The organism is Mycolicibacterium sp. MU0053 (genome assembly GCF_963378095.1).
Lineage (GTDB): Bacteria > Actinomycetota > Actinomycetes > Mycobacteriales > Mycobacteriaceae > Mycobacterium > Mycobacterium burgundiense.
Genome location: NZ_OY726397.1, coordinates 904543 through 928762, shown reverse-complemented (window position 1 = coordinate 928762; position 24220 = coordinate 904543). Strand labels below are relative to the sequence as shown.

General features: G+C 66.2%; 30 protein-coding genes and 1 tRNA gene. 12 read left to right on the top strand and 19 right to left on the bottom strand.

Features of this window, described 5'->3' with window-relative positions; all coding sequences use genetic code 11:
• Positions 1-440 precede the first annotated feature (440 nt).
• Together RCP80_RS04325 and RCP80_RS04320 are read right to left on the bottom strand one after the other, a co-directional pair.
• A complete protein-coding gene (locus RCP80_RS04325; protein ID WP_308481172.1) occupies positions 441-1103 on the bottom strand; it encodes a DUF5642 family protein in 663 nt (220 codons plus the stop codon).
• A gap of 27 nt (positions 1104-1130) precedes the next feature.
• Positions 1131-1790: a DUF5642 family protein gene (locus tag RCP80_RS04320; protein WP_308481171.1), complete on the bottom strand. Its 660-nt coding sequence runs from the start codon at positions 1788-1790 to the stop codon at positions 1131-1133.
• Positions 1791-2008: 218 nt separating this feature from the next.
• Here RCP80_RS04320 and RCP80_RS04315 point away from each other — a divergent pair, with 218 nt between their 5' ends.
• The 4 genes from RCP80_RS04315 to RCP80_RS04300 all read left to right on the top strand — a co-directional run bounded on the left by RCP80_RS04315 (position 2009) and on the right by RCP80_RS04300 (position 3952).
• Positions 2009-2326, top strand: coding sequence for a hypothetical protein (locus RCP80_RS04315; protein WP_308481170.1), 318 nt, complete (start codon positions 2009-2011; stop codon positions 2324-2326).
• A 224-nt stretch (positions 2327-2550) separates the two neighbouring features.
• On the top strand, positions 2551-2871 hold the full coding sequence (locus RCP80_RS04310; RefSeq protein WP_308481169.1) for a hypothetical protein: 321 nt from the start codon (positions 2551-2553) through the stop codon (positions 2869-2871).
• A gap of 122 nt (positions 2872-2993) precedes the next feature.
• On the top strand, positions 2994-3434 hold the full coding sequence (locus RCP80_RS04305) for a hypothetical protein (RefSeq protein ID WP_308481168.1): 441 nt from the start codon (positions 2994-2996) through the stop codon (positions 3432-3434).
• Positions 3435-3718: 284 nt separating this feature from the next.
• Complete coding sequence (locus RCP80_RS04300) at positions 3719-3952, top strand: hypothetical protein (RefSeq protein ID WP_308481167.1); 234 nt, start codon at positions 3719-3721, stop codon at positions 3950-3952.
• Between the two features lie 106 nt (positions 3953-4058).
• On the opposite strand, the gene RCP80_RS04295 is transcribed toward RCP80_RS04300, so the two are convergent.
• Both RCP80_RS04295 and RCP80_RS04290 read right to left on the bottom strand, forming a co-directional pair.
• Positions 4059-4505 (bottom strand): transposase, encoded by a 447-nt coding sequence (locus tag RCP80_RS04295; protein WP_308481166.1) that lies wholly within the window; start codon positions 4503-4505, stop codon positions 4059-4061.
• A 319-nt stretch (positions 4506-4824) separates the two neighbouring features.
• Positions 4825-5256 carry an IS110 family transposase gene (locus RCP80_RS04290; protein WP_308481165.1) on the bottom strand — a complete coding sequence of 144 codons (432 nt, stop codon included), beginning with the start codon at positions 5254-5256 and terminating at the stop codon, positions 4825-4827.
• Positions 5257-5516: 260 nt separating this feature from the next.
• On the opposite strand from RCP80_RS04290, the gene RCP80_RS04285 reads away from it, so the two are divergent.
• Both RCP80_RS04285 and RCP80_RS04280 read left to right on the top strand, forming a co-directional pair.
• The gene (locus RCP80_RS04285) at positions 5517-6767 is read left to right on the top strand and encodes an HNH endonuclease signature motif containing protein (protein WP_308481164.1); all 1251 of its coding nucleotides are present in this window, start codon (positions 5517-5519) and stop codon (positions 6765-6767) included.
• A gap of 226 nt (positions 6768-6993) precedes the next feature.
• A complete protein-coding gene (locus tag RCP80_RS04280) occupies positions 6994-7227 on the top strand; it encodes a hypothetical protein (protein WP_308481163.1) in 234 nt (77 codons plus the stop codon).
• A 61-nt stretch (positions 7228-7288) separates the two neighbouring features.
• On the opposite strand, the gene RCP80_RS04275 is transcribed toward RCP80_RS04280, so the two are convergent.
• Positions 7289-8113, bottom strand: coding sequence for a shikimate 5-dehydrogenase (locus tag RCP80_RS04275; protein ID WP_308482698.1), 825 nt, complete (start codon positions 8111-8113; stop codon positions 7289-7291).
• The gene (locus RCP80_RS04270; RefSeq protein WP_308481162.1) at positions 8113-9108 is read right to left on the bottom strand and encodes an acetyltransferase Pat; all 996 of its coding nucleotides are present in this window, start codon (positions 9106-9108) and stop codon (positions 8113-8115) included. Before RCP80_RS04270 ends, RCP80_RS04275 begins: the two co-directional genes overlap by 1 nt.
• A 150-nt stretch (positions 9109-9258) precedes the next feature.
• Between RCP80_RS04270 and RCP80_RS04265 the strand changes: the two genes are divergently transcribed.
• Entirely contained in the window at positions 9259-9786 is a 528-nt protein-coding gene (locus RCP80_RS04265) for a TetR/AcrR family transcriptional regulator (protein ID WP_308482697.1), read from the top strand.
• Between the two features lie 85 nt (positions 9787-9871).
• Here the strand turns inward: RCP80_RS04265 and RCP80_RS04260 are convergent, their stop codons facing one another.
• The 6 genes from RCP80_RS04260 to RCP80_RS04235 form a co-directional block, all read right to left on the bottom strand.
• Positions 9872-10198, bottom strand: coding sequence for a hypothetical protein (locus tag RCP80_RS04260; RefSeq protein ID WP_308481161.1), 327 nt, complete (start codon positions 10196-10198; stop codon positions 9872-9874).
• A 158-nt stretch (positions 10199-10356) separates the two neighbouring features.
• Positions 10357-10429: transfer RNA gene (locus RCP80_RS04255), tRNA-Ala, on the bottom strand.
• 51 nt (positions 10430-10480) lie between these two features.
• Positions 10481-11572 (bottom strand): divisome protein SepX/GlpR, encoded by a 1092-nt coding sequence (sepX, locus tag RCP80_RS04250; protein ID WP_308481160.1) that lies wholly within the window; start codon positions 11570-11572, stop codon positions 10481-10483.
• 207 nt (positions 11573-11779) lie between these two features.
• Positions 11780-12391, bottom strand: coding sequence for a GNAT family N-acetyltransferase (locus tag RCP80_RS04245; RefSeq protein WP_308481159.1), 612 nt, complete (start codon positions 12389-12391; stop codon positions 11780-11782).
• A gap of 49 nt (positions 12392-12440) precedes the next feature.
• A complete protein-coding gene (gene glp / locus RCP80_RS04240) occupies positions 12441-13697 on the bottom strand; it encodes a molybdotransferase-like divisome protein Glp (protein ID WP_308481158.1) in 1257 nt (418 codons plus the stop codon).
• 46 nt (positions 13698-13743) lie between these two features.
• Positions 13744-14658, bottom strand: a complete 915-nt coding sequence (locus RCP80_RS04235; protein ID WP_308481157.1) for a UTP--glucose-1-phosphate uridylyltransferase — start codon at positions 14656-14658, stop codon at positions 13744-13746.
• A gap of 84 nt (positions 14659-14742) precedes the next feature.
• Between RCP80_RS04235 and RCP80_RS04230 the strand changes: the two genes are divergently transcribed.
• Positions 14743-15318 (top strand): 5-formyltetrahydrofolate cyclo-ligase, encoded by a 576-nt coding sequence (locus tag RCP80_RS04230; protein WP_308481156.1) that lies wholly within the window; start codon positions 14743-14745, stop codon positions 15316-15318.
• 99 nt (positions 15319-15417) lie between these two features.
• On the top strand, positions 15418-15738 hold the full coding sequence (locus RCP80_RS04225; RefSeq protein ID WP_308481155.1) for an FmdB family zinc ribbon protein: 321 nt from the start codon (positions 15418-15420) through the stop codon (positions 15736-15738).
• Between the two features lie 19 nt (positions 15739-15757).
• Here RCP80_RS04225 and RCP80_RS04220 read toward each other — a convergent pair whose 3' ends face one another.
• Entirely contained in the window at positions 15758-15961 is a 204-nt protein-coding gene (locus tag RCP80_RS04220) for a hypothetical protein (RefSeq protein WP_308481154.1), read from the bottom strand.
• A 189-nt stretch (positions 15962-16150) separates the two neighbouring features.
• Here RCP80_RS04220 and RCP80_RS04215 point away from each other — a divergent pair, with 189 nt between their 5' ends.
• From RCP80_RS04215 to bla, 3 genes are all read left to right on the top strand, one after another.
• Entirely contained in the window at positions 16151-16816 is a 666-nt protein-coding gene (locus RCP80_RS04215) for an SAF domain-containing protein (RefSeq protein ID WP_308481153.1), read from the top strand.
• A 93-nt stretch (positions 16817-16909) separates the two neighbouring features.
• Positions 16910-17341: a large-conductance mechanosensitive channel protein MscL gene (mscL, locus tag RCP80_RS04210; protein WP_308481152.1), complete on the top strand. Its 432-nt coding sequence runs from the start codon at positions 16910-16912 to the stop codon at positions 17339-17341.
• Positions 17342-17392: 51 nt separating this feature from the next.
• Entirely contained in the window at positions 17393-18292 is a 900-nt protein-coding gene (gene bla / locus RCP80_RS04205) for a class A beta-lactamase (protein WP_308481151.1), read from the top strand.
• 75 nt (positions 18293-18367) lie between these two features.
• Here bla and RCP80_RS04200 read toward each other — a convergent pair whose 3' ends face one another.
• The 6 genes from RCP80_RS04200 to rpmF all read right to left on the bottom strand — a co-directional run bounded on the left by RCP80_RS04200 (position 18368) and on the right by rpmF (position 24151).
• A complete protein-coding gene (locus tag RCP80_RS04200) occupies positions 18368-19000 on the bottom strand; it encodes a porin MspA (RefSeq protein WP_308481150.1) in 633 nt (210 codons plus the stop codon).
• A gap of 701 nt (positions 19001-19701) precedes the next feature.
• Complete coding sequence (locus tag RCP80_RS04195; protein WP_308481149.1) at positions 19702-20196, bottom strand: MogA/MoaB family molybdenum cofactor biosynthesis protein; 495 nt, start codon at positions 20194-20196, stop codon at positions 19702-19704.
• A 71-nt stretch (positions 20197-20267) separates the two neighbouring features.
• Entirely contained in the window at positions 20268-21644 is a 1377-nt protein-coding gene (locus RCP80_RS04190) for a S1C family serine protease (RefSeq protein WP_308481148.1), read from the bottom strand.
• A 53-nt stretch (positions 21645-21697) separates the two neighbouring features.
• On the bottom strand, positions 21698-23215 hold the full coding sequence (locus tag RCP80_RS04185; protein WP_308481147.1) for a HAMP domain-containing sensor histidine kinase: 1518 nt from the start codon (positions 23213-23215) through the stop codon (positions 21698-21700).
• Positions 23216-23228: 13 nt separating this feature from the next.
• Entirely contained in the window at positions 23229-23915 is a 687-nt protein-coding gene (locus RCP80_RS04180) for a response regulator transcription factor (protein WP_308481146.1), read from the bottom strand.
• 62 nt (positions 23916-23977) lie between these two features.
• On the bottom strand, positions 23978-24151 hold the full coding sequence (gene rpmF, locus RCP80_RS04175) for a 50S ribosomal protein L32 (protein ID WP_308481145.1): 174 nt from the start codon (positions 24149-24151) through the stop codon (positions 23978-23980).
• Between the last annotated feature and the right edge of the window lie 69 nt (positions 24152-24220).

The window sequence follows — 24220 nt, the reverse complement described above, 5'->3', positions numbered from 1 at the left end:
GGCTAGGTAGAGCGGCAGATGCGCAGTAGTCATTTCCCGTGTCGCAGCGACCGCGGTCAGCAAGTCCTCGGCCCGATCGCGCGGTGGGCTGGCCATGCCGTAGGCGCTGATCAGCACCGCCGTCGATGAAACGATCCCGATCTGCCCCAACCATCCGTACACGTCGTCGACCCCGCCTTTCCTCGAACCCACGCTCCCAGCAGGGTGACCTTATTGCTAATGGGATTCATTATCAATAACAAGAACGGGGCGCTTGCCGATCAGGCAAGCGCGATCGAGACGGACCGCCCAACGGGCGGCCATTTGCGTTGGGCGATCAAGGCGCAGCTGGGTGCAGCTGGGTGCACGCATCCCAGCAGGGGTCCCCCTACGGATCGGAGAAGCGAAACGCGGTGCGCTAGATAGGTTTTCGGATAGACAAGCAGGCCGAATCGATGGAGCTAATTCCGGATTGCGGTCACGGCGTCGACCAGCACCCCTTCGGCCCGCGCAGTATCCACGGGCACCGGCGGCTTGTCGGGGGTCACCAACGGGTTGGCGGTGACGATGACTTGGTACTCACCGAGCTGTGCGATGTAGCTGTACACCTCGCCGGTCTGCATCTTGCCGTCCACGGTCGCCTGTACCACCCGGTGCACGCCCAGCGTCTGGACGCCATCGATCTGCGGGGCCGGAACCGACTCGATGGTGCCCCGCGTCGCTCCGGCGGCGTAGGAGAATTTCTTGCAGTTGTCGGAGGGGTCGTTCAGCGGCACCCGCTGCGAAGTTTCCAGTGCGATTGCCACCAGCCGGTTGCCCGCTCCTTCGGCAATCACCGCGGACATGTTGCCCTTGAGATCCGGGGGCAGCGTTTGCATACTGGCGAACTCTCCGCATTCGGCGGGCTCGAACTTCACTCCTTCGGGCGGCTTCTGGTTTTCCAGAATCTTGGGGTCAAGACCTGAGGACTTCTCGCTGACCTGGAACTCGGGACCGAACGTCGACGTGAGTTGGCCAATCTTGGAGATGTCGACCGGTTCCGCAGTCCCGGGATCTTCTGCCGCCGAGCACCCAGCGAGCAGGCCGACGCTTACCACCGAAACCAGCACTCTATGTGTGGACATCGGGCGCCAATCTACCCATCCGCGCCCTTACCCGCGCGCAGCGGCGACCGTTTTGACCAATAGGTCGGCGGCGTATTGCGGCGGCAGCGGCGGATGTGGCGAGCCGGGGTCGACGATGAGGGTGACGAAGATGAGGTGCGCATCCAGGTAGGCGATATAGGTGTGGGCGTGGGAATCAGTCTCGGTTCCCGACTCGACGAGGGTGCGAATCGACGTCGTCATCCCGACGGTGCCGTCGGCCCCGTCAATCGAAGGCGCGGGGGCCTGGGTGACGGCGGCGACCGAGCGCCCGAAGGAGGCGGTCCACTGTTGGCACTCGGTCACCAACGCGGGGCCTGGGGCCACCTGCCTCCCCTCGGGGGCCGCGGCAATGACGACATAGATCTGACCGCCGTCGCCGGAACTCGACAGCCCCCGACTTACGCCCCCGTCGGCCGGGTTCACCAGTGCCGCGCACTGCGGTGGCTCGGCGACCCAACCCGACCGCATCCCCCAATACGTCGCCGGGGAGGTCACGTCGCGGGCCTCCGCGACCTCATCCCCGGCCGGAAGGTCTTTGCGGATCCGCTTGACGCGGTCGGGGTCGATGGAATCCGGGCCGTTCTCGGCTCGGGCGGTCTCCGTCGCGGTTCCGGCGCCGTTCTGTCCGGCGGGGACGCCGCAGCCGGCGACCAGAACGGTCACCACGAGGGCAGGCAGGAGCCGCATGCCCGTTGGTACCACACTCCGCCGTTAACACTCCGTTATTGCCCTGGTTACTGCCAGTTTTCGACAACATTCCGCCAATCTCGCCGTGGCCGAAATCACGGGGAAGAAAATACTTCACCCCCGAGTTCCACTGTGCAGACCGCGAAGTACTCCCCAGTCGGAGTACAGACGGCACCGAGGAAGAGGTGAGAAATCCAATGAAGAAGATCCTCCTGAGCTCGGCAAGTGCAGCTGCATTAGCCGCTCTGACCATCGGTTTGGCCACACCGGCAATGGCAGTGCCGGCATCGACGGCGCCTGCTCAATCGGGCGACACCGTGATGCTCAACGCCCCCAAGAACCCGACCGAACCGCACAATTACGAGACGGACGACCGGTACCCGTACCACGATTTCGGCATCGCCAAGCATCCCTACAACGACTCCCTGATCCCACGGCCCGCCGGGCATTCCGGTGTCACGCCCGGACAGCTACCGAGTCGGGTGCCGCTGGGACCGATCGTCGGCCTGAGATAGCGGATCGCGAAAAGTCGCTATATAACTACAGATCACCGGAATTGAGTTATTCCTGCGGATCGGTGCTGTCGAATTGACGCCGACATGGAGACGATATCGCCCAAATGCAGTCGGCGGGACTAATTCTCCAGCATTTAGCGTTCTACCCCATAGACGACAAATTAATTCTCCAACCCATAATCGGTGGAGAAAGAGGCAAGAAGTAAAGAAGAGGCGAGATTACGATGAAGAAGACACTGCTGGGCTCGGCCGCGATCAGCGGGTTGGTAGCTCTGACAATTGGTTTGGCTGCACCGGCAATCGCCGCCCCGGCCATCACCACTCCCGCTCAGAGCGGTGGATCACTAATCGCCGATGAACAAGAATTCCCCAGAATCCAACACAACACCGAAAAGAACAACATTCGGGACAAGCAACGGTTCAACACCGAAGTGAACCACCCGTACTACAACTCGCTGAACCCGCGTCCGTCCACGAGCCCCGGGATCACACCGGGGCAGTCGCCGGGCACGGTCCCGCTGGGCCCGATCGTCGGAAGACGGTGACCCCCAGCACATAACTCAACAGCAACAGATCCCGATGCGGGGTGTCCACACGGACGCCCCGCATTGGCGTTCGAGGCGGGATTTCTGCCAGTTCGTCGACAACATTCCGCCAACCTCACCAAATGCGGGTCACTCCGGAATCACCGGGAAGAAAACCCTTCACCCCTGAGTTCCACTGTGCAGAAGGCGAAGTCCTCCACCGTCAGAGCAAAGACGGAACCGAAAAAGAGGTAGGCGATCCAATGAAGAAGACACTACTGGCCTCGTCCGTAATCAGCGGGTTGACCGCTCTGACAACCGGTTTGGCCGCACCGACACTGGCGGGACCCACCGTCACCACACCCGCTCAAAACGGTGCATCGTTGGTCGCCGCGCCGCAAGAGTTCCCCAGAATTCAGCACAACACCGAAAAGAACGACGTTCGCGACAAGCAACGTTTCAACACCGAGGTCCGACACCCCTTCTACAACTCGCTGAACCCGCGCCCAAGCAAGAGTGCCGGGATCACCGCGGGGCAGTTGCCGGGTTCGCTGCCGATCGGTCCGATCGTCGGGCGACGGTGACCGCCAGCACAACCGAAACAACTGAACACCAACATCTCCCACTGCGGGGCGTCCACACGGACGCCCCGCAGTGGCGTTGAGGTGGCCGCCGCCGGGTGAGGTGCTCGCGGGCGGGACCAGTCCCCAGAATTCGCCGCAATCATCGTTTACTGCCAGGCCCCGACAACATTCCGCCAAGTTCGTCCACCCCTGAATTCAACGGGAAGAAAACGCTTCCCCGCCGAGTTCCATTGTGCATAAGCGAAACACGCCAGCAGCGCAACAGAGAACAGGCGGGAAATCCCATGAAGAAGATCCAATTGACCGCAGCAATCACCAGCGGATTGGCAGCTCTCACAATCGGTTTGGCCGCACCGGCACTGGCCGTCCCGGCCATCGACAGCCTCAGCCAGGCAGACATCTCCCTGAGCGCCGCACCGCAGGAATTCCCCCGCATTCAGAACAACACCGAGAAGGTCGACAAGCGCGACAAGCAACGGTTCAACACCACCGTGAACCACCCGTTCTACATGCGCTGACCAACACCCACCACTACTGCGGGGCGGCCCACCGGCCGCCCCGCAGTTCGTCGTCGCAACGGTGGCCGGAGCAGCGCGTACCCCGGAATTGATGCTCCTATTTCTTTCAAGCGGCTTGGAGCCAGTTTCTGTAGGTGTCTGCGAAGGCATCGTCGCGTTGTAGTCCGCGTTCGATGCGGGAGATGACGGTGGGCCAGAGCCCGAAGTGGTTGGCAGCGGCGGTGACGGTGATGTTCTTGGCTTGACGGGCCGGGCGCAGGTCGGCGTAGTCGGGCACGGCGATCTGGCGGGTCAGGAGCTTGAATATCTCCCGGGCGATGGCCCGTTTGAGTTTGCGCAGGATCTCCATCCGGGTGTGGCCCAGGGCCTGCTGTCGTTGCACGTAACTCTTGGTCGGCTGGTGGTGGGACATGCGCACCAGGGCGATGCGGAACGGGGCGTTGTTGGCCGCACGGTCCCCGCCACGAGAGAGTCGGTGCCGGTTGGTCTTGCCCGAAGACGCGGGGACGGGCGCCGCGCCGCACAGCGCGGCGAACGCCGCCTCACTGTGCAACCGGTGCGCGTTGGCCCCGGCGTGATCAACAACTGGGCGGCGGTGTCCGCACCGACACCGTAGGCCGCCCGCAACCCGGGATTCGCCGCTGTCACGAGAGTGTCGATCTGAGCTTCGAGGGCCTCAGCTTGGATCTCGAGGAACTGCACGCGTTGGGCGAGCAGCTTGGCCGCGACGAGCACCGACTGCGCCCACGGCTCGGCTTGCGCGTCGGGTCGGCAGCGGGCGATCGCTTCGACCAGCTTCAATGTCGTTAGCCCTCGGTATTTTTCACGTACCGCATCCGGTGCGGACACCAACATGGCCTTGAGTTGATTGATCACCGGGTGCGATGCTTGACCGCCGAGCGTCGAGCGATGTGCAGAGCACGCAGCCCCGCGGTGGCGTCATCTTTCGGAGCGGCCAGCCCGTCGCCGGCCAACGCCGTGCGGGCGGCGCTATAGGCATCGAGCGGGTCAGATTTTCCTTTCAATCGTCGGGTGGACTTGACCGCGCGGGTCACCTCAGCGACCTCGATGCCAGCAGTGGTCAGTGCTCGGGTGAATCCGGCGCCGTAGCTGGCGGTGCCCTCCACCCCGACAAACTCCACCTGCCCCAACGACGTCAGAAATCTGATGGCCGCGGTGTAACCGGCGGCGGTGGTCGGGAACTCCCGGTCACCGATCGTCGCGCCGGTCATCGAGATCGCCGCGACGTGGATGGTGTCGGCGTGGGTGTCTGCGCCGGCGACGATGAGCGTGGAATCTGCCAAGATGGTGATGTCCCTTCTGACTTCGCGTTGAGTAGGGCACACACCGGCCAGGGCGGGCAGACAAGACATTGATGAGGGAACGGCCAGGCTCCTGATTAGGTCATGTCCGTCCTGTCCGGCGTGAACAAGACGCGCACCACGCAGGCCGGACAAATCAATTGATGGACAACCCAGCAGGGCGTCAGTCAGACCCAGAGTCACGACCTGCGCGGTAACGCTCTTCCAGTATCAATGTCAGACCCCCCTGCAATGCTGAGGTCATGTTCCCGGCCGCGACCTCAGCCATCACTGCGGGGCGCTCTGACCAGCGTCTTGAGGTACTTTTCGACGAACTTGCCGAATTGACCGGTCAGCGCAATGCGATCGACGGGCGCATCGTGGAGATCGTTGCCGAGGTGGACCGCGACGGACTGTGGGGCAACACCGGCGCGAAGTCGGTGCCGGCGTTGGTGGCCTGGAAGACCGGCACCTCGCCGCGCAACGCCGAGACGATCGTCGCGGTGGCGCAGCGCCTCGACGAATTCCCCCGCTGCGCCCAAGGACTCCGTGAGGGTCGACTGTCACTGGACCGACTCGGAGTCATCGCCGAACGCGCCGCCGACGGCTCCGACGAGCACTACGCCCAACTGGCCGAGGTCGCCACCGTCAACCAACTACGCACCGCCGTCAAACTCGAACCCCGACCCGACCCCGAACCGCGACCGGAAGTGCAGCGCTCGATCACCAAGGTGGTCCAGGACGACCACACCACCTGGCGCATCCGCTTGCCACGGGTGGAGGCCGCCAAATTCGAGGCCGCCCTACAGTCCCACCGCGACGCGCAGATCGCCGACTGGAAACGCGACCACGACGCCAACGGACCGATCCCCGAACAGGCGCCACCGTTTCCCGACGGCGTCGATGCCTTCATGAGCCTCATCGAAGCCGGCTGGGACTGCGACGTCGCCCGCCGCCCCCACGGACAGCACACCACCGTGGTCGTACACCTCGACGTCAAGGATCGACTGGCCGCCCTGCACCTGGGACCGCTGCTCACCGATCACGAACGCCGCTACCTGACCTGCGACGCCACCGCCGAAGTGTGGTTCGAACACGACGGCCAACCCATCGGCGCCGGCCGCACCACCCGCACCATCAGCCGACGACTGCGCCGCGCCCTCGAACACCGCGACCGCTGCTGCGCGGTACCCGGCTGCGGCGCCACCCGCGGCCTGCACGCTCACCACCTCGTGCACTGGGAAGACGGCGGCCCCACCGAACTGCACAACCTCATCCTGCTCTGTCCCTACCACCACCGCGCCCACCACCGCGGCCTGCTCACCCTCACCGGACCCGCCCACCGACTCGTCGTGACCGACAGCGACGGCCAGCCACTGCACCCAGGCGCGCTGGCTCGCCCGCCGAAGACTCCCCCACCCGATGTCCCACCCTGCCCCGGACCCACCGGCGAACGCGCCCAATGGTGGTGGTACCAACCCTTCCAACCGCAAGCACCACCGACGACCAATTAGGTCGGCCGACTTCGTTCGGACACCGAGAATGCCCTGCCCCGGGCGTAATCGAGGCATGCGGAGGGTTCGTCGGCGATGCTTTCATCGTTTTCTGCCAGGCCCCGACAACATTCCGCCAAGTTCGTCCACCCCTGAATTCACCGGGAAGAAAACACTTCCCCACCGAGTTCCATTGTGCATAAGCGAAACACGCCAGCAGCGCAACAGAGAACAGGCGGGAAATCCCATGAAGAAGATCCAATTGACCGCAGCAATCACCAGCGGATTGGCAGCTCTCACAATCGGTTTGGCCGCACCGGCACTGGCCGTCCCGGCCATCGACAGCCTCAGCCAGGCAGACATCTCCCTGAGCGCCGCACCGCAGGAATTCCCCCGCATTCAGAACAACACCGAGAAGGTCGACAAGCGCGACAAGCAACGGTTCAACACCACCGTGAACCACCCGCTCTACATGCGCTGACCAACACCCACCACTACTGCGGGGCGGCCCACCGGCCGCCCCGCAGTAGTGTCCGGACCAGCTACGTGCCGCGGGAGAACGCAGCGGCCTCCGCCACTTGTTCCGCGGAGGGCCGCACACCGGTGTAGCGCGCAAACTGCTCCGCGGCTTGTAGAGCGATGACTTCGGCACCGGTGATCACCCGTTTGCCTGCCGCCCGCCCGGCAGCGATCAGCGGCGTCTCCGCGGGCACAGCCACCACGTCGAACACGGTGTCCGCGGCCGCGATGGCGGTCTCGCCGAAGGGGCTGTCGCGCTCCTCCGCGGCACCGGCCATGCCGATGGGCGTGGCGTTGATGACGATCGAGGCGGTGGCCCCGCCGACGTGCGGCCGCCAGCGGTAGCCCAGCCGTTCGGCCAACGCCGGCCCGGCGACCGGGTTGCGGGCGATCACCACGCCGCTCTGAAATCCGCTGTCCCGAAATGCGGTTCCCACGGCGCTGGCCATTCCGCCGCTACCGCAGAGCAGCACGGTCGCATCGGGCACCAGCCCGTGCGATTCGATCAACTGCTCGATGGCGAGGTAGTCGGTGTTCGAGGCCGTCAACACCCCCGCGTCGTTGACTACGGTGTTGACCGCGTTGATGGCTCGCGCGGAGGGCTCCACGTGATCGACCAGACCCAGAACGTCCTGTTTGAACGGCATCGACACCGAAACGCCTCGAATGCCCAGTGCACGCACGCCCCCGATGGCTGCGGCAATGTCGCTGGTACTGAAGGCCTTGTACAGAAAGTCGAGCCCGAGTTGCTCGTACAGGTAGTTGTGGAAGCGGGTACCGATGTTGGTCGGACGCGCAGCCAACGAGATGCACACCGTGGTGTCCTTGCTCAGCGCCGGGCGCGCCATCATCCCACCGCCTTGATGGCCTGACGCGCCAAACCCGCAATCCGGTCCGCCAGGTCTTTGGGCAATTTGATGCGCCTGCGCTCCGGCACCGGCAGCACCGTCATCACCACTCCGAGATCCTCCCGCTCCCAATGCGCTCCGTAGCCGTCCAGGATTCTGCGCATCGACAGGTTCTCGCTCAACACCCGCGCGGTGAACTGCTCGACGCCGGCGACTTCGGCGGCGATCGCCACTGCCTTCATGAGAAATGAACCGACACCCCTGCCCTGATACGCGTCGGCGACGATGAAGGCGACCTCGGCAGTTGTCCCCTTGCTCTCGTCCCGAACGAACCGGGCATCGGCCACCACCTCGTCGTCCTCGGCGGTGATCACCCATACGAAATGATCGACGTAGTCGACCTCGAACAGATAGCTCATCAACTGCTGATTCGGTTCGCGAAAGGACATGAATCGGCGATACAACGTCTCCGCGGAGAACTGCACGTGGCCATGCGAGGCCATTTCTTTGTCTCCTGGCAGCGCCGGGCGCAGCTGCATCTCGGAGCCATCGCGCATCCGGACCGGAATCGGGGTCAGGAATGCGGCCAGGCGCTGTCTGGCGGTGCGAACCAGGTTCCGCAGCACGCCGGGCAACTGGATCAGCTCGGCAAAGGCGTCGTCGCCGCCGCGCCACCCCGTCACCTCGGTGGTCGCGACGACGGACGCGACGCGGGGCTGGTTCTTGAGCATGGCGATCTCGCCAACGATCTCACCGGCGGGCACCACCATCTCGACCGCCGCCCCGTTGCCGTCCTCATGGCGGATTGCGACGGACCCGTCGGCGAGGATTGCGAAGAAATGCGACGTGTCGCCCTGTTCCATCAACACTTCGCCGGGATCGAGGTGCAGCGGTTCCAGGCTGGCGGCCAGGCCGTAGAGATCGGCGCCGAAGCAGTCGGCGAACACCGACAGGCCCGAAAGATGACTGGCCCGCTGGGTGATCAGTTCGGCCACGACGACGTCCTTCCGATCGGACGTAAGGTTACCGGAAGCGTCGGCCCGCGAAGCCGATCCGCGTACTAGCCGGATGGCTATCCTGAGTGCGTGACCATCACCAAATCGGGTCGACGGCGACTTGGCACCGCCGCGCGCACACCAGCCCAGATGCGCGTCCTGGACGCGGCGCTGGAGCTGATCGCCTACCACGGTGTCAGCGGCACCTCGCTCCAGATGATCGCCGATGCCATCGGCGTGACGAAGGCCGCGGTCTACCACCAGTTCAAGACCAAGGACGAGATCGTCGTGGGCGTCACCGAACTCGAGTTGGCGAGCTTGGAGGACGCGCTGGCCGCCGCCCAGGCGGAGTCCGACCCGGCCAGCGCGCGCAAGGTGCTGCTCACGCAGGTCATCGACATGGCCGTGGCCCGGCGGCGCTGGGTCAGGACGCTGCAGAACGACCCGATCATCATCCGTCTGCTCGGCGAGCACGAACCGTTCCGGGCGTTCATCAGCGAGCTTTACGGCGTCCTGCAGGGCGATGAGGACGACACCACGGCCCGGGTGTCGGCCGCGCTGTTCTCCGGTGCCATCGGCGGCGCGATCATCAACCCGCTGCTCGACGACATCGACGACGACACGCTGCGCGCCGCGTTGATGCAGCTGACGACCCGAATGCTGAACCTGCCCGATTGATGGCAAGGGGCGGTGGGGCCTTTCGACACGACACCGCCCCCAGCGCAAGGCACTGGGGGCGGTGTCGGTCGAGCTAGGTTCTAGATCACCAATCGCCGATGGCGGGGCCCGGCGCCCACGGTCCCTGGAAGGATTCCGCGGTGGTGCCGTTGACGGCCTTGACCGAGTCACGGGTGTCGCCCTGGGCGTTGATCTCGCCGGCGTCAGCAAGCCGGGCCTGCGACAGGCCGCGCGCGACGCTGGGGTCGACGATGCGAAGCCATGAATCCGAGACCACTGAGGCCTGGCGGCTACGGACCTCGGGGCCGGGCGCCACTTCGTCGACCTCGGCGCTCGCCGTTGCGGTGCCGAAGGTGACCAGACCCGCGGCCAGCGCGAACGCGCCCAGCCCGACGGTGACCAGCTTCTTCATGTGCGTTTCCCCTTGTAGTAGGCAGAAATCTCGATTGAGAGGGTGTAAGTCCGCGCTAAGAGTAGCAGCGAAATGGCCGGTCCGCGCGGCGAGCCAAGGACCAAAAATCTGGCCCGTTTCCGGGCCGTCCTACTGGAACGAAAAGTGTGGAGAAACTGTGGAGCTAAGGGGAATCGAACCCCTGACCTACTCGTTGCGAACGAGTCGCGCTACCAACTGCGCCATAGCCCCTTGATCGCTAGCAGGCTACCAGCCGGCGGGCACCGATCGAAAATTGCCTCGTCACTGCCCAGCCGCGCGCGGCAGATCGAATTGCCGGGCGAACGGCACATATTCGAGGTGCTCGAATTCGGGGTCCTCATCGTCGATTTCCAGCACCGCCGCCCCGGGTTGGCGCAAGCGGGCAGGTACTACATCGAGATCGTGGTCCTGGGTGTTCTCCACACCAAGTCGCGAGCGCGCCATCCGCTGCATCCGCCGCCGCCGCAACCGCTCCTCAATCCGCGTCTGCCGACGCAGGTAGGCCAGGTACAGCACGGTCATCACGCCGACGGTCCCGCACACCCACCAATTGACCGGGGACAACAGGAACGCCGCCCCGGCCGATGCCACCAGCATGAGGGCCATGCCGGACAGCACGTTCTTGCGGAACCGGTACTTGCGGGCGCTGACCGCCGCGGCGGTCTTGGAGTGGTAGCGACGATCCCGCGACAGTGGGATCGCGGACGTCGCCGGCTCGGCCTCGGCCTCCAGCCCGGAAGTGTCCTCGACGTACTCGTATTCGCTTCGGGCGCCTTCGAATTCGCCGAACTCTTCTTCCTCGGCCTGAGGTTCGGCTTCGGATTCGACTGCTGCCGCGGCGGGCATTTCTGCCGCGGCGCCGGCGGTCTCTTCCGATTCCGGCTCCGGGACTGCCTCGTCGTCCACCTGCGCTGTCTCGGCGAATTCGAGCGGCAACTCCTCGGCCTGCAGTCCTTCGCCCTTGAGCTTGCCGACCGGCAGCGCCCCGGAGTCCTCGTCGACGACGTCGACGTCGAGATAGTCCGGCCCGTCCTCGGCCGGGACCGATGTCACCACCGCCATGGTGCGGGCTCGGGCCGGCTTGGCCGTCACGACCACCGGGCCCGTCGCGTCGTCGTCGTAGTCGTCGAGGTCGGCATCGTGTTGCCAGTCGGGATCGCTGGCATGACCGGCCGCCGGACGACCGCGTTTGATCAACCGCGCAGCCCGGCCGGTGTTGAGCACTCGGGTGGCCAGCGCAACGTCACTCGTGCGCTTCACCGCGTCGCGCTTGTTGACCAACATGGGCACCAGCACGAACAGCCAGAGCACCACGAGCGAAATCCACAGCAGAGATTGGGGGATGCTTGGCATGGTGGCCGTGCTCCTTTCCCCTACAGGCTAGGTGTGCGACCAACGCAACCGTGGCTGGCGCGCCGAAGTCAATTACACACCTGTAATTCGCAGGTTACAAGCACCAACAGCCTCAAATGTCACATCAGTAACAGTTTCTCTGGCTTTTCAGGTCGATGCCACCGCCCTGGGGTGAATCCGGCGCGCATTTCGCCGAACCCGCCCAACTCAGCCCCAGCGCGCCCGGCCCGCCCGCACCAGCGCTGCGGCCACCGAACCGGCGACCTCCTCGACCGTGATCGCCACCAGGAGATGGTCGCGCCAGCCGCCATCGACATCGAGGTAACGGCGCAGCAGGCCCTCTTCCCGGAAACCCACCTTGCTCAGCACCGCGCGACTCGCGTGGTTCTCCGGCCGCACGGTCGCCTCCACGCGATGCAGACGCACCGCGTGGAAACAATGGTCGACCCCGAGGGCCAGGGCGGCCGTCGCCACTCCCCGGCCGGTGACCGAACTGTGCACCCAGTACCCGATCCAGGCCGAGCGCAGCGCGCCATGGGTGACGTTGCCGATGGTCAACTGCCCCACGAAACGGCCATCGAGTTCGATGACGTAGGGCAGGATGCGCCCCCGGCGGGCCTCGGCACGCAACGCCGAACACACTGTGGGCCACGCCGAACGGGCATGCCGGGCAATCCAATCCACCTCGGCCGACGGCTCCCACGGCTCGAGGAGTTCACGGTCGTCGATCCGGGTGCGGCTCCAGGTCGCCGCGTCGCGCATCCGGATGGGTCGCAGTCGCACCACCCCGGCCGGCACCCGCAGCGGTCCGACCGCCATCGGCCATCCCGGGTGCGCGGGACTGGGCCCGAACCAGAAGCGGGACAACTCAACCGCGCTGGGCGAGGAATGCGACGTCGACAATTTCTCCGGTGCGGATTTGTTCGGCCTCGCTGGGCACCAAGACCAGGCAGTTGGCCTCGGCGAGCGTCGCCAGCAGATGTGAGGACACTCCGGGAGCGCCGCCGAGCGCCTGCACCAGATACTCGCCGGTGTCCTGATCGCGCATCAACTGGCCGCGCAGGAAGCCCTTGCGGCCGGGCACCGAGGAGATCGGCGCCAAGGTCCGCGCCTGCACCACCCGCCGCGTCGGTTGCCGCTTGCCCAGCGACAACCGGATCAGCGGCCGCACCATCACCTCGAAAACCACCAGCGCCGACACCGGATTGGCGGGCAGCAGGAACACCGGGACACGCTCGTTGCCGAGCTGACCGAAGCCCTGCACAGAGCCGGGATGCATCGCGATGCGCGACACCTCCATCTCGCCGAGTTCCGAGAGCACCGCCCGCACGCTTTCGGCCGCCACCCCGCCGACCGCGCCCGCGATCAGCACGATCTCGGAGCGGCTCAGTTGACCTTCGACGGCCTCGCGCAGCTTGTCCGGGTCGCTGTCGACGATGCCGACCCGGTTGACCTCCGCACCCGCATCGCGGCCGGCCGCGGCCAACGCGTAGGAGTTGACGTCGTAGACCTGGCCGTTGCCGGGGGTCCGCGAGATGTCGACCAACTCGCCGCCCACCGAGATCACCGTGAGCCGCGGACGCGGATGCACCAACACCCGTTCCCGGCCGACCGCCGCGAGCAGCCCGACCTGCGCCGCCCCGATGATGGTTCCGGCGCGCACCGCAACGTCGCCGGGTTGGACGTCGTCGCCGGTGCGACGTACATAGGCGCCAGATCGCACCGCCCGGAGCACCCGCACCTTGGCTTGCCCGCCGTCGGTCCAGCGCAGCGGAAGCACCGCATCGGCCAACGTCGGCATCGGCGCGCCGGTCTGCACCCGGGCGGCCTGCCGCGGCTGGAGCCGACTCGGCGTGCGCGACCCGGCGGTGATCGTGCCCATCACTGGCAGGATGAGCTGGCCATTGCCCGTTCCGGACGTCTCGGCATCACCCACACCCAAGACGTCGACGCTGCGCACCGCGTACCCGTCGATGGCCGCCTGGTCGAAACCGGGCAGCGGACGTTCGGTGACGACCTCCTCGGCGCACATCAACCCCTGCGCCTCGGCGATCGCCACTCGAACGGGTCGGGGTGCCATAGCTGCGGCCTGCACTTTGGCCTGCTGCTCTTCAACCGAACGCACTATGCGCCTTTCCGCCGTCATGTCCGAATGTCGGGCCGACGGTCAACTACTGCTCGGTCAGGCCCAACCGCTCAACCAACCAGCTACGCAGTTCCGGGCCGTAGTCGTCACGCTCCAAGGCAAAGTCAACCGCAGCCTTGAGGTAGCCGCCGGGATTTCCCAAGTCGTGTCGAGAGCCGCGGTGCACCACGACATGCACCGGATGACCCTCGTCGATCAACAGCGAGATCGCATCGGTGAGCTGAATCTCGCCGCCTACCCCGCGGTCGATCCGGCGCAGGGCATCGAATATCGCCCGGTCCAGCACGTAGCGGCCGGCGGCGGCATACGGCGAGGGCGCATCGGCGGCGTCGGGCTTTTCGACCATGCCCTTGACCCGCAACACGTTGGGATTGTTGGCGTCGGGAACGGTCTCCACGTCGAAGACGCCGTAGGCGCTGATCTCCTCGGGCGGAACTTCGATGGCGCACAACACCGAACCGCCGCGCTTGGCCCGCACCTTCGACATGATCTCCAGCACGCCGGTGGGCAACACCAGATCGTCGGGCAGCAGCACCGCGACGGCGTCCTCGTGCGGCAGCAGTACCTTCTCGACGCACGCCACGGCGTGTCCGAGTCCCAGGGGTTCGGCCTGCACCACTGATTCGACCTTGATCAAAGCGGGCGCGCGACGCACCTTCGCCAGCATCACGTGCTTACCGCGCGCGGCGAGCGTGCCCTCGAGGACCAGGTCCTCGACGAAGTGCGCGACCACGCTGTCTTTACCCTCGGAGGTGACGATCACCAGTCGTCCGGCACCGGCTGAGGCGGCCTCGGCGGCCACCAATTCAATGCCCGGCGTGTCGACGACCGGCAACAATTCTTTGGGGACGGTCTTGGTGGCGGGCAGGAAGCGGGTGCCCAAACCCGCCGCAGGCACGATCGCCGTATACGGGATCGGTACGTCTGGTGCCTGAGACATGGACATCACCCTAACCAAATACCAGTTCACCGCTCGTTCGGCGGCGCTCCCCCTGATTTGACAGGTGCTGCAATTGTGGACGCTGTGCCCAGCCCCGAAAAGTCCCCATTGCGGGCAAAGTTGCTCACGGCGCGACGGGCGGTGCCCGAGCAGGTCCGGGCCGACGAGGCCGCGGCCATCGGGTCCGCCCTGGTCAGTTGGGTTCGGGGCCGGGCCGCGACGGTGGCCGCGTACGTCCCGGTGGGCGCCGAACCCGGATCACCCGCCATGCTCGATGCCCTGCATGCGGCGGGCATCCGGGTGTTGTTGCCGGTGGTGCCCGATCCCACGCCCCAGCCCTTGCTGTGGGCGCAGTACGTCCCCGGCGAATTGACGAAGGCCGAATTCGGCTTGTGGGAACCGGCCGGGCCCCGCCTGCCGGCCGCGGCAATTGCGGAGGCCGCCGTTCTGGTCGTGCCCGCGCTCGCGGTGGACCGGCGCGGGACCCGGCTGGGCCGCGGCGCGGGGTTCTACGACCGCTCGCTGCCGTTGCGCGATCCGGCAGCGGTCCTGATCGCCGTCGTTCGCGACGACGAGGTCGTCGACGAGCTACCCGCGTGTCCGCACGATGTGCCGGTCAGCCACGTGCTCACCCCCGCGCGCGGGGTGCAGCAGCTCTAGCTTCCGCTCGCCTGTGCGGGAATGGGCAACGCCACATGGCGGTTCTAGCACTTGAGACGGTAGAGTGCTAACGGTCCTGAACATTTCCTGGAGGTATTGGTGCCCACCTACAGCTACGCGTGTACCGACTGCGGCGATCGTTTCGACGCTGTGCAGGCCTTCACGGATGACGCCCTGACCAGCTGCACCAAATGCCAGGGTCGGCTGCGGAAGCTGTTCAGCTCCGTCGGCGTGGTCTTCAAGGGCAGCGGCTTCTACCGCACCGACAGTCGCGAGGCGAGCAAGAGCACGGCCGCGGCGACCAAGAGCGAGAAGTCGAGCGACTCGTCGTCATCTTCTTCGTCATCGTCGTCGGAGAAGTCCTCGAGCGGTTCCGGCGACAAGACCTCGTCCTCCACACCGGCTCCCGCCGCCAGCTGACACCCCTCTGACAGCTGGCTCAACAGGCCGAGTCGGTGCACATTTCCCCGGCCCGGGCACTGCCATTGAGGTGCGCCAGCGCCGAATCGTGCGGGACCGCCTTGAACGAGCCGCGGACAATTCCCTGCGTCGACGTGATCACCCTCGGATCCTTGTGCACCCGGCCGGTGTCGATGGGTCCCATGCCGCCCAGCCCTACGATCGCCGCGGCCGCCAATGCCACCGCCCCAACCTTTTCTCTAGTTCGCATCGTCGCCCCTAAGCCCGTGTAATCAGCCGCTTCTTCCGACGCTAAGACCGCCGGCGCCGGCACGCTCGCCGGGCAAGCACTCTGTACGCAACCTCGCGGGCTATCCACAGGTACGGATCGGGCGAGCACACCACGGGCACGTCCGTTCCCTACTGTGCGGCCATGCCCACCGGCCGCGCGTCCTCGTTGAACCCGACCGCGCTGACCCGGCTACGGCAGGTGCTGCAACCCGATTGGGTGCACACCGTGCGGGCCCGTCGCATTGCGGCCGCCGCCCTGGTGGTGCTGGCGGGCGTGGCCGCCGTGCGTGCCAATCCCGACGGTGACCGCGCTTCGGTGCTCGTCGCGGTCCGCGACCTGGCCCCCGGCGTGGCGCTGACGGCCGCCGACGTCCGGATCGAGGGCCAATTGGCCGCCACCGTTCCCGACGGCGCCCAATCGGATCTCGCGACGATCGAGGGCGCGACGCTGGCGGGCCCGGTGCGGCGGGGGGAGGTGCTGACCGACGTGCGAGTGCTCGGTCCCCGGTTGGTCGAGGCCACCGCCGGCCCGGGGGCCCGCATGGTGCCGGTCCAGCTGGCCGACAGCGCCGTGCTCGACGTGATCCGCGGCGGCGACATCGTCGACATCCTGGCGGCCCCCGATTCCGAACCCGACGCCACGGCACGGGTCATCGCCACCGATGCCGTGGTGGTGCTGGTCTCCGGCCCGCAAAAGGGCGCCCCCGCGGCCCACGACCGCGTGGTGCTGGTGGCGCTGCCGGCCCCAGCGGCAAACACCGTCGCGGGTGCCGCGCTCGTGCAGGCGCTGACGCTGACGCTGCATTGACCTTCTTGACGCCGTTGCCCTCATTTCGCGTGGCTAACAGGACTAACCTTTTGCCTTGCCCAGCACGCCACCGTGAGGAGAAAGGTCAGTCCCATGTTGAAGGGATTCAAAGAGTTCATTTCGCGCGGCAATGTGATCGACCTGGCCGTCGCCGTCGTCATCGGCGCGGCATTCACCGCGTTGGTGACCGCGTTCACCGACAGCGTGGTCCAACCGCTCATCGATCGGATCGGCGCCGGACAGGACGAGCAGTACGGCATCCTTCGGATTCCGATCGGCGGCGAGCAGTTCATCGACCTGAACACCGTGTTGGCGGCGATCATCAACTTCTTGCTGGTGGCGCTGGTGCTCTATTTCGTCATCGTGGTGCCGTACAAGAAGCTCAAGGAGCGTGACACCAAGGTCGAAGAGGAAGACACCGAGCTGACCCTGCTCACCGAAATCCGCGACCTGCTGCAGCAGAATGCCGTGGGCGACACCGTCGGCCGGCACGGCACGCCGCCGCAGACGCGTTCGCCCGAGTAATTCCCGCGCGGCGCCCTCGCCATCGACGCCGTTTTTGTGCAATCTGGGGGGATGAACTCACAACTGAATCGCCGCGAAGCGCTGCTGGGCTTCCTCGCCCTCGGGGGCGCCTTCGCAGTCGGTAGCCAATCCGCCAGCGCCGCACCGCAATCGGCCATCGACTCCGACATCGCCGAACTCGAGCAGCGTCACCGCGCTCGGATAGGGCTGTGGGCGGTGGATCTGCACACCGGCGCCGCAGCGGAGCATCGCGCCACCGAGCGCTTTGCGATGTGCTCGACGTTCAAGACCTACGCGGCCGCGCGAGCCCTGCAACTCGCCGCTGACGGGCAACTGAATATGACTGAGCCGATTGCTGTTTCGGCGACCGACATCGTGGTGAACTCGCCCGTGACCAGCACTCGGGCCGGAGCCTCGATGACAGTCGACGAGATCTGCGACGCCGCCCTGACCCAGAGCGACAACACCGCGGGAAACCTGTTGCTGCGCATCATCGGCGGACCGCCGGCGGTCACGGCCTTCGCACGCACCCTCGGCGACCAGGACACCCGCCTCGACCGCTGGGAGCCCGAACTGAATGCGGCCACCCCCGGCGATCCGCGTGACACCACCACACCGGGTGGATTGGGCGCGGGCTACCGGCGGCTGCTCACCGGGGACGCCCTGACACCGGTGTCTAGTGATCGGCTGCTGGACTGGATGCGGGCCAACGTGACATCCGCCAAGCGCTTCCGGGCCGGGATCCCGCCCGGCTGGACCAGCGCAGACAAGACCGGTGCCGGCGATTACGGGTCCACCAACGACGCCGGCGTGCTGTACGGACCGACCGGGCAGCGCGTCGTCATGGTGGTGCTCACCCACTCAAGCGAGGACCGCAAGGACGCCGACCCCCTGAACGAGGCGATCGCCGACACCGTCCGGCTCACACTGGGGCATTTCGGCTACCGCTGAGGGTCAGCCGGCTGACCACAACGAAAATCGCCCCCCGGCGCGCAGGCCGAGGGGCGATTTCCGTGAGCGAATCTTTTAGTTCATGTTCCAAGGCTCGCCGTAGGTGGTGACGCTGTCACCACTTGCGGAGATCAACCGAGCGAACGGGCGCAGCAGCACACCGCCGGCAGCACCGGTGACAGTGCCGTGGGCGTTGGAAACGGCCACCGAACCGGCGCCGCCCGCGACGTCCACCGAGAAGGTGGCGACTTCCTGGATGCCGGGGCCGTTACCCAGGTCAGCGCTGATCGAGACACCCGGGAACAGCGGCGGGGTCACGATGCCGTCGAAGCCCAGCGGGCCACTGCCCTCGAGGCCGTCGAAGGCGATGTTGGGAGTGGTGTAGCTGAAGTTGATGCCCACACCCAGCGACCAGGGGAAGCCCACCTGGTAGCCGAGTTCCAGAACACCTTCGAAGTCGTCGGCGCCTTCGCCGGCGACGTTGTAGCTGGCCTTGCCCGAGTGGAACCACTCGCGGGTCAGCCGGTTGCGGTCAAGGGGGAACACACCGTGCAAGAAGGTGTCCCACTGCTGGATTGTCAGGGTGCGGCCCTGCCCGTCCACCAGGCTCAGCTCATTGTCCAAGCCCGCATGTGAAGTGCCCGTGCTTACGAACATCGTGGCGAACGCGGCGAGCATCGCCACCAGCACCCGACTGATTACCTTCATGTTCTCCCTAGCTCTGTCAGCGGTGATCCGGGGGGCTCACCAAGGGGTGTTCGCGCTGGCCACATGCTGGCACCAGACACCTTCGTGAGAGTGGGCTAATGAGATGTCTCACACGCCACTCTTACGTTTCGCTCATCGTTTGCGACACCAGGAACATAACGGGGTGGGCACTACCCGGCAACGCGAACGCACCGGCCCTCATACCGCGGCACAGCCTGCCGAAAGTTTGCTGGAGATTTCAGGCGAATTGACAATATATGCTCCGACCTGCATGGACTTCGCACCTGTGTTATGCGGTCCCGCGATCGTGAGTTTGTTCGCCAGCTTTCAGTTAGGCGACCCTTCGCGCCTAGTAAAGCGGGGTCATCGGGTCAGGAATGGTGCGGCGGGACGTTGTCCCGGAGCCAATCTTCGCGGTCCCGGTCCGCCCGCGAGGCATCCGGATCCCGCTCATCGGCAGACTCCTGGGGAATTTCCGCACCGAAGATCTTGTTAACTGCACTCCGGTCCCGAGGCGATGAATCCGTCACGCTGCGCTCCTGGTTGTGATTAAGATCACACTAACGCCCTTTTCCCTGTTCACGCGGCTGTAACGCAACGGTCGCCAGCCCGACGCAAAAGAATCTTCGGCACCGTAAACGCCTTGGCGTTCCGCTCGCCCGGCACCCGAAAGCGTTCGCTGTGAACGGCACCGGCCGCGGTCAGATCTCCAGGCTCGACAGCTGCGCGATGACGTGCGCGGCCATCGGCGTGAGCGTGGCCATCCCGTCGCGTACCGCGGCCCGCGAACCCGGCAGATTCACCACCAGAGTGCTCCCTGAGATGCCGGCCAGGCCGCGCGACAACCCGGCATCAGCGACACCGGCCGACAACCCCGAGCCACGCAAGGCCTCGGCGATGCCCAGCAGCTCACGATCCAGGATGTCCAGGGTGGCCTCCGGCGTGACATCGCGCGGCGTGACGCCGGTACCACCGACCGAGATCACCAGGTCCACCCCGCCGATCACGGCGGTGTTCAGGGCGTTTCTGATCTCGACTTCGTCGGCGGCCACCACCACGACACCGTCGACGACGAAGCCCGCCTCGTTGAGCAACTCAGTGACCAAGGGTCCACTGTGGTCTTCCTCGCCATGCGCGGTGCGGTCGTCCACGACGACAACGAGTGCTCTACCCACCAGCTCCACAGGCTGTTCCATGGATGCCACCGTATATCCGTCCACGGACAACACGGTCACGGGCAGGGTCAATGGGGGTGGAAGCTCGGTGGTCACTCGCCCGCCTGCCCGAGTCTGACCTGCACCGAACCGGGCTTTCCGGCCTCGTCCAGATAACTCAGCGTGATCGTGTCGCCGGGTGCCTTCGACCGCACGGCCGCCACCAGCGCATCGGCGCTGGCGATCACGCGGTCGTCGACCTTGACCACGATGGCGCCACTGGGCAGGCCCGCGCTTGCCGCGGCACCGCCCTCGTTCACCTCCACGATCTTGGCGCCGTTGGCACTGGGGTCGTTGCTCACCTGCACGCCCAGCGAGGCGCGGGAGGCCTTCCCGGACGAGATCAGCTCGTCGGCAATGCGTTTGGCTTGATCCACCGGAATGGCGAAGCCCAGACCTATCGAGCCACCCTTGGGTCCGCCCATGGCGTCGCCGCCGAGCGTCGCGATCGCCGAGTTGACGCCCACCAACTCGCCGTTCATGTTGACCAGTGCGCCGCCGGAGTTACCCGGGTTGATCGCTGCGTCGGTCTGGATCGCATCGAGCACGGTGTTCTGATTGTTGGTGTCGCCGGCCGTCGACACCGGGCGATTGAGCGCGCTGACGATCCCGGTGGTGACGGTGCCCTCGAGGCCCAGCGGGGAGCCGATCGCGACGACGTTCTGTCCGACCCGCAGGTCGGCCGAGGAGCCGATGGTGATCGGCGTCAGGCCCGAAACCCCTTCGGCCCGCACCACCGCGATGTCACTCAACGGATCGGTGCCGACCACCGTGAACGGCGCGGTACTGCCGTCGGCGAAGGTGATGGTGGTGGTGGGCTTGGCGTTTCCGCGTTCGCGTGGGATCTGCGGCCGATCGGGATCCTGCGGCGACGCGCCACCGGGTACGGGGCTGCCGGCCGCGGCCGAGACCACGTGGTTGTTCGTCAGGATCAGTCCGTCGGAGGTCAGGATGACTCCCGAACCCTCCTCGTTGGCGCGGCCGAGCGTGGTCTCCAGCTTGACCACACTGGGAACCACCTTGGCCGCAACCTGTTCGATGGAACCGATGGGGACATTGGCCGCGGGCACGCTGGGTGCGGCCCCGGTGGCCGTGGTCATGGGCGACGGCGTCTGACTGTCAGGCTGGGCCAGCAGCGCGACCCCGCCGCCGATGCCGGCCGATACCGCCGCGATCGCCAGCGCGCCCACCGTCAAAGCCGCTGTCCGAGAGCCGGTCCGACGCTTGGGTGCGGACGCCGGCTGCGGGCCGGGGCGGTAGGGGCCGTACGGCGGGCGCGGCTGCTGCACGCTTTGCGCAGTGGCGTAACGCCAGTCGAAGCCCGGTTGGTAGGGGCCCGGATACGGTTGCGGCGCATGCTGATCCGAACCGGCACGCTGATCGCCGTGCGGGCCGTGCTGTTGCGGCGAATACCTGGGGTAGTTGGTCATGTGCCTTGTGTTCGTCCTTCAAGCTCGTAGCGGTCGCAGCGACCGTGATATCTCTACCTTGCCCGCGTCGACTGAGAATCCACTGAGATAACGCTCTGCTGCGCCGATGGGTTCCCCCCATTGTGACCGTCGTCATCATCAACGCCGAGGTGCGACACGGCCGGCAGCGGCGCGCCCGGCAACAGCACATATATAGAGGTACCCGGCGGATCGCCGCCCGGCACGGTGTCCTCGACCCGGATGGCACCGCCGTGTTTGAGCACAACGTGTTTGACGATGGCCAACCCCAGCCCGGAGCCGGGCATCGCCCGCGCCTCCGGCGAGCGGTAGAACCGTTCGAACACCAGATGTCGGTCGGCCACCGGAATCCCCGGGCCGCGGTCCGAGACCACGAGTTCGGCGTGCGCCTGGTCGAGCTGGGTCAACGTCAGCCCGACCCGGCTGCCCGACGGGCTCCACTTGGCCGCGTTGTCGAGCAGGTTGAGGACCGCGCGGGACAGCCCGGCGGCATCGCCATAGACCTGCCACGGCGCGACGTTGACGTCGAACTCGATGTCGTTGCGACGCCTGCGAACTCGTTCCAGACAACGATCGACCACCTCGGTCATGTCGACGGCCTCGTGAACGACGCCGCCGGCGTCGTCGCGGGTGAGGTCCACCAGGTCACCGACCAGGGTCGACAATTCCTCGATCTGACCGACCACATCGACGCGCAGGTCCGCCATTTCGGAATCCGGCAGCGGCGGCGCGCCCGGCTGCTGTGCGGCGATCAGCAACTCGACGTTGGTCCGCAAAGAGGTCAACGGGGTACGCAACTCGTGGCCCGCGTCGGCCACCAGGCGGGCTTGCCGTTCCCGGGATTCGGTCAGCGCGCGCAGCATCGTGTTGAACGCCTCGGTCAGCCGCGCGAGTTCATCGCTACCGAACACCGGGATGGGCCGCAGATCGTCGGTGCGGGCCACCCGCTCGGCGGCCTCGGTCAGGCGGGCGACCGGGCGTAATCCGGTTCGGATGACGAGGCCCCCGGCAATCGCGGCGACCGCGACGCCGATGCCACCCACGGCCAGCAACACCCAGCGCAGCTTGCTCATCACCGCATCGGTGGGGGCGAGACTCTTGGAGATCAGCAGGGTGCTGCCGTTGGGCAGATGCACCGCGAGCACGCGTTGGTCGGCCGCGGTGCGCCGCGACATGAACAGCTCGCCGCGGATCACGGCCTTCTCGGTGGCCCCGATCGGCAGGGTCTGACCCTCTTGGTTCGCGGTGTAGATCGAGCGACCGGGGTTGATCAGCATCGCGTTGACATCGGAATAGGCGGTGCCCTCGATGGCCTTGCCGGGGTCGGCGGCCAGGGATCCGCTGGCGATCAACAGCTGCGCGCGACTCTGCAATTGGTTGTCGATGTCGTCGTACAGGGCGGCGGCGACCACCGCGTACACCGCGACCGCCATCAACACCACCACCATGGCGACCATCGACATGGCGAGCAACATCACCCGCCACCGCAGCGACAGCGAGGTCGTGGCCCGCAATGGGGGCCGTTTCAGCGGTTGGGGGTGCAGCAGCGACATCAGGGCCCCAGCGTCACGGCGGTGTCTCGCGCAGCACGTAACCCACGCCGCGGACGGTGTGAATCAGCCGAGGTTCCCCCTCCGCTTCGGTCTTGCGGCGCAGATAGCCGACATACACCTCGAGCGCGTTGCCGGAGGTCGGGAAGTCGAACCCCCACACCTCTTCGAGGATGCGACTGCGGGTCAGCACCCGCCGCGGGTTGGCGATCAGCATCTCCAGCAGCGCGAACTCGGTGCGGGTCAGGCTGATGTGCCGCTCGCCGCGGGTGACTTCTCGGGTCGCGGGATCGAGGGTGAGGTCGGCGAAAGTCATCGCCATCGAATCGGCGTGGTCATCGAGGGTGCTGCGGCGCAACAACGCGCGCATCCGCGCGAGCAGTTCCTCCAACGCGAACGGCTTGGGCAGGTAGTCGTCGGCACCGGCGTCGAGCCCGGCGACACGCTCGGACACCGAGTCCCGCGCGGTCAAAACCAGGATCGGCAGGTCGTCGCCGGCGCTGCGCAACTGTCGGCAGACTTCGAGTCCGTCCAGCCTCGGCATCATCACGTCGAGGATCACCGCATCGGGTCGATCCTCGTCAATGGCCGTCAGGGCCTCGACGCCATCCTCGGCGAGGCTGACTGAGTACCCGTTGAAAGTTAGGGACCTGCGCAGCGACTCGCGAACGGCGCGATCATCATCAACGACAAGAATCCGCACGGCCACCAGTGTTATCCCAACGCCTGAGACCAGGCTGAGAGGCGCGCCGCAGCGGTCTCAGGTCAGCGCTTGTCGAGGTCGACCAGGCCGAGCCGGGCGGCCTTGAGCAGGCGACGTGGCACCTTGTGCTGCTGACCCGCGACGGTCACGGTGACCAGGCCGGGGGCCTCGGCCTTCCACTGCGCGCGACGACTGCGGGTATTCGAACGCGACATTCTCCGCTTGGGCACAGCCATGTGTGCATCTCCTTAGCTTTGGGGAACCCGAAGGTCAGTCGCGCGGACCTCGGCGGCGACAGTTGTTGT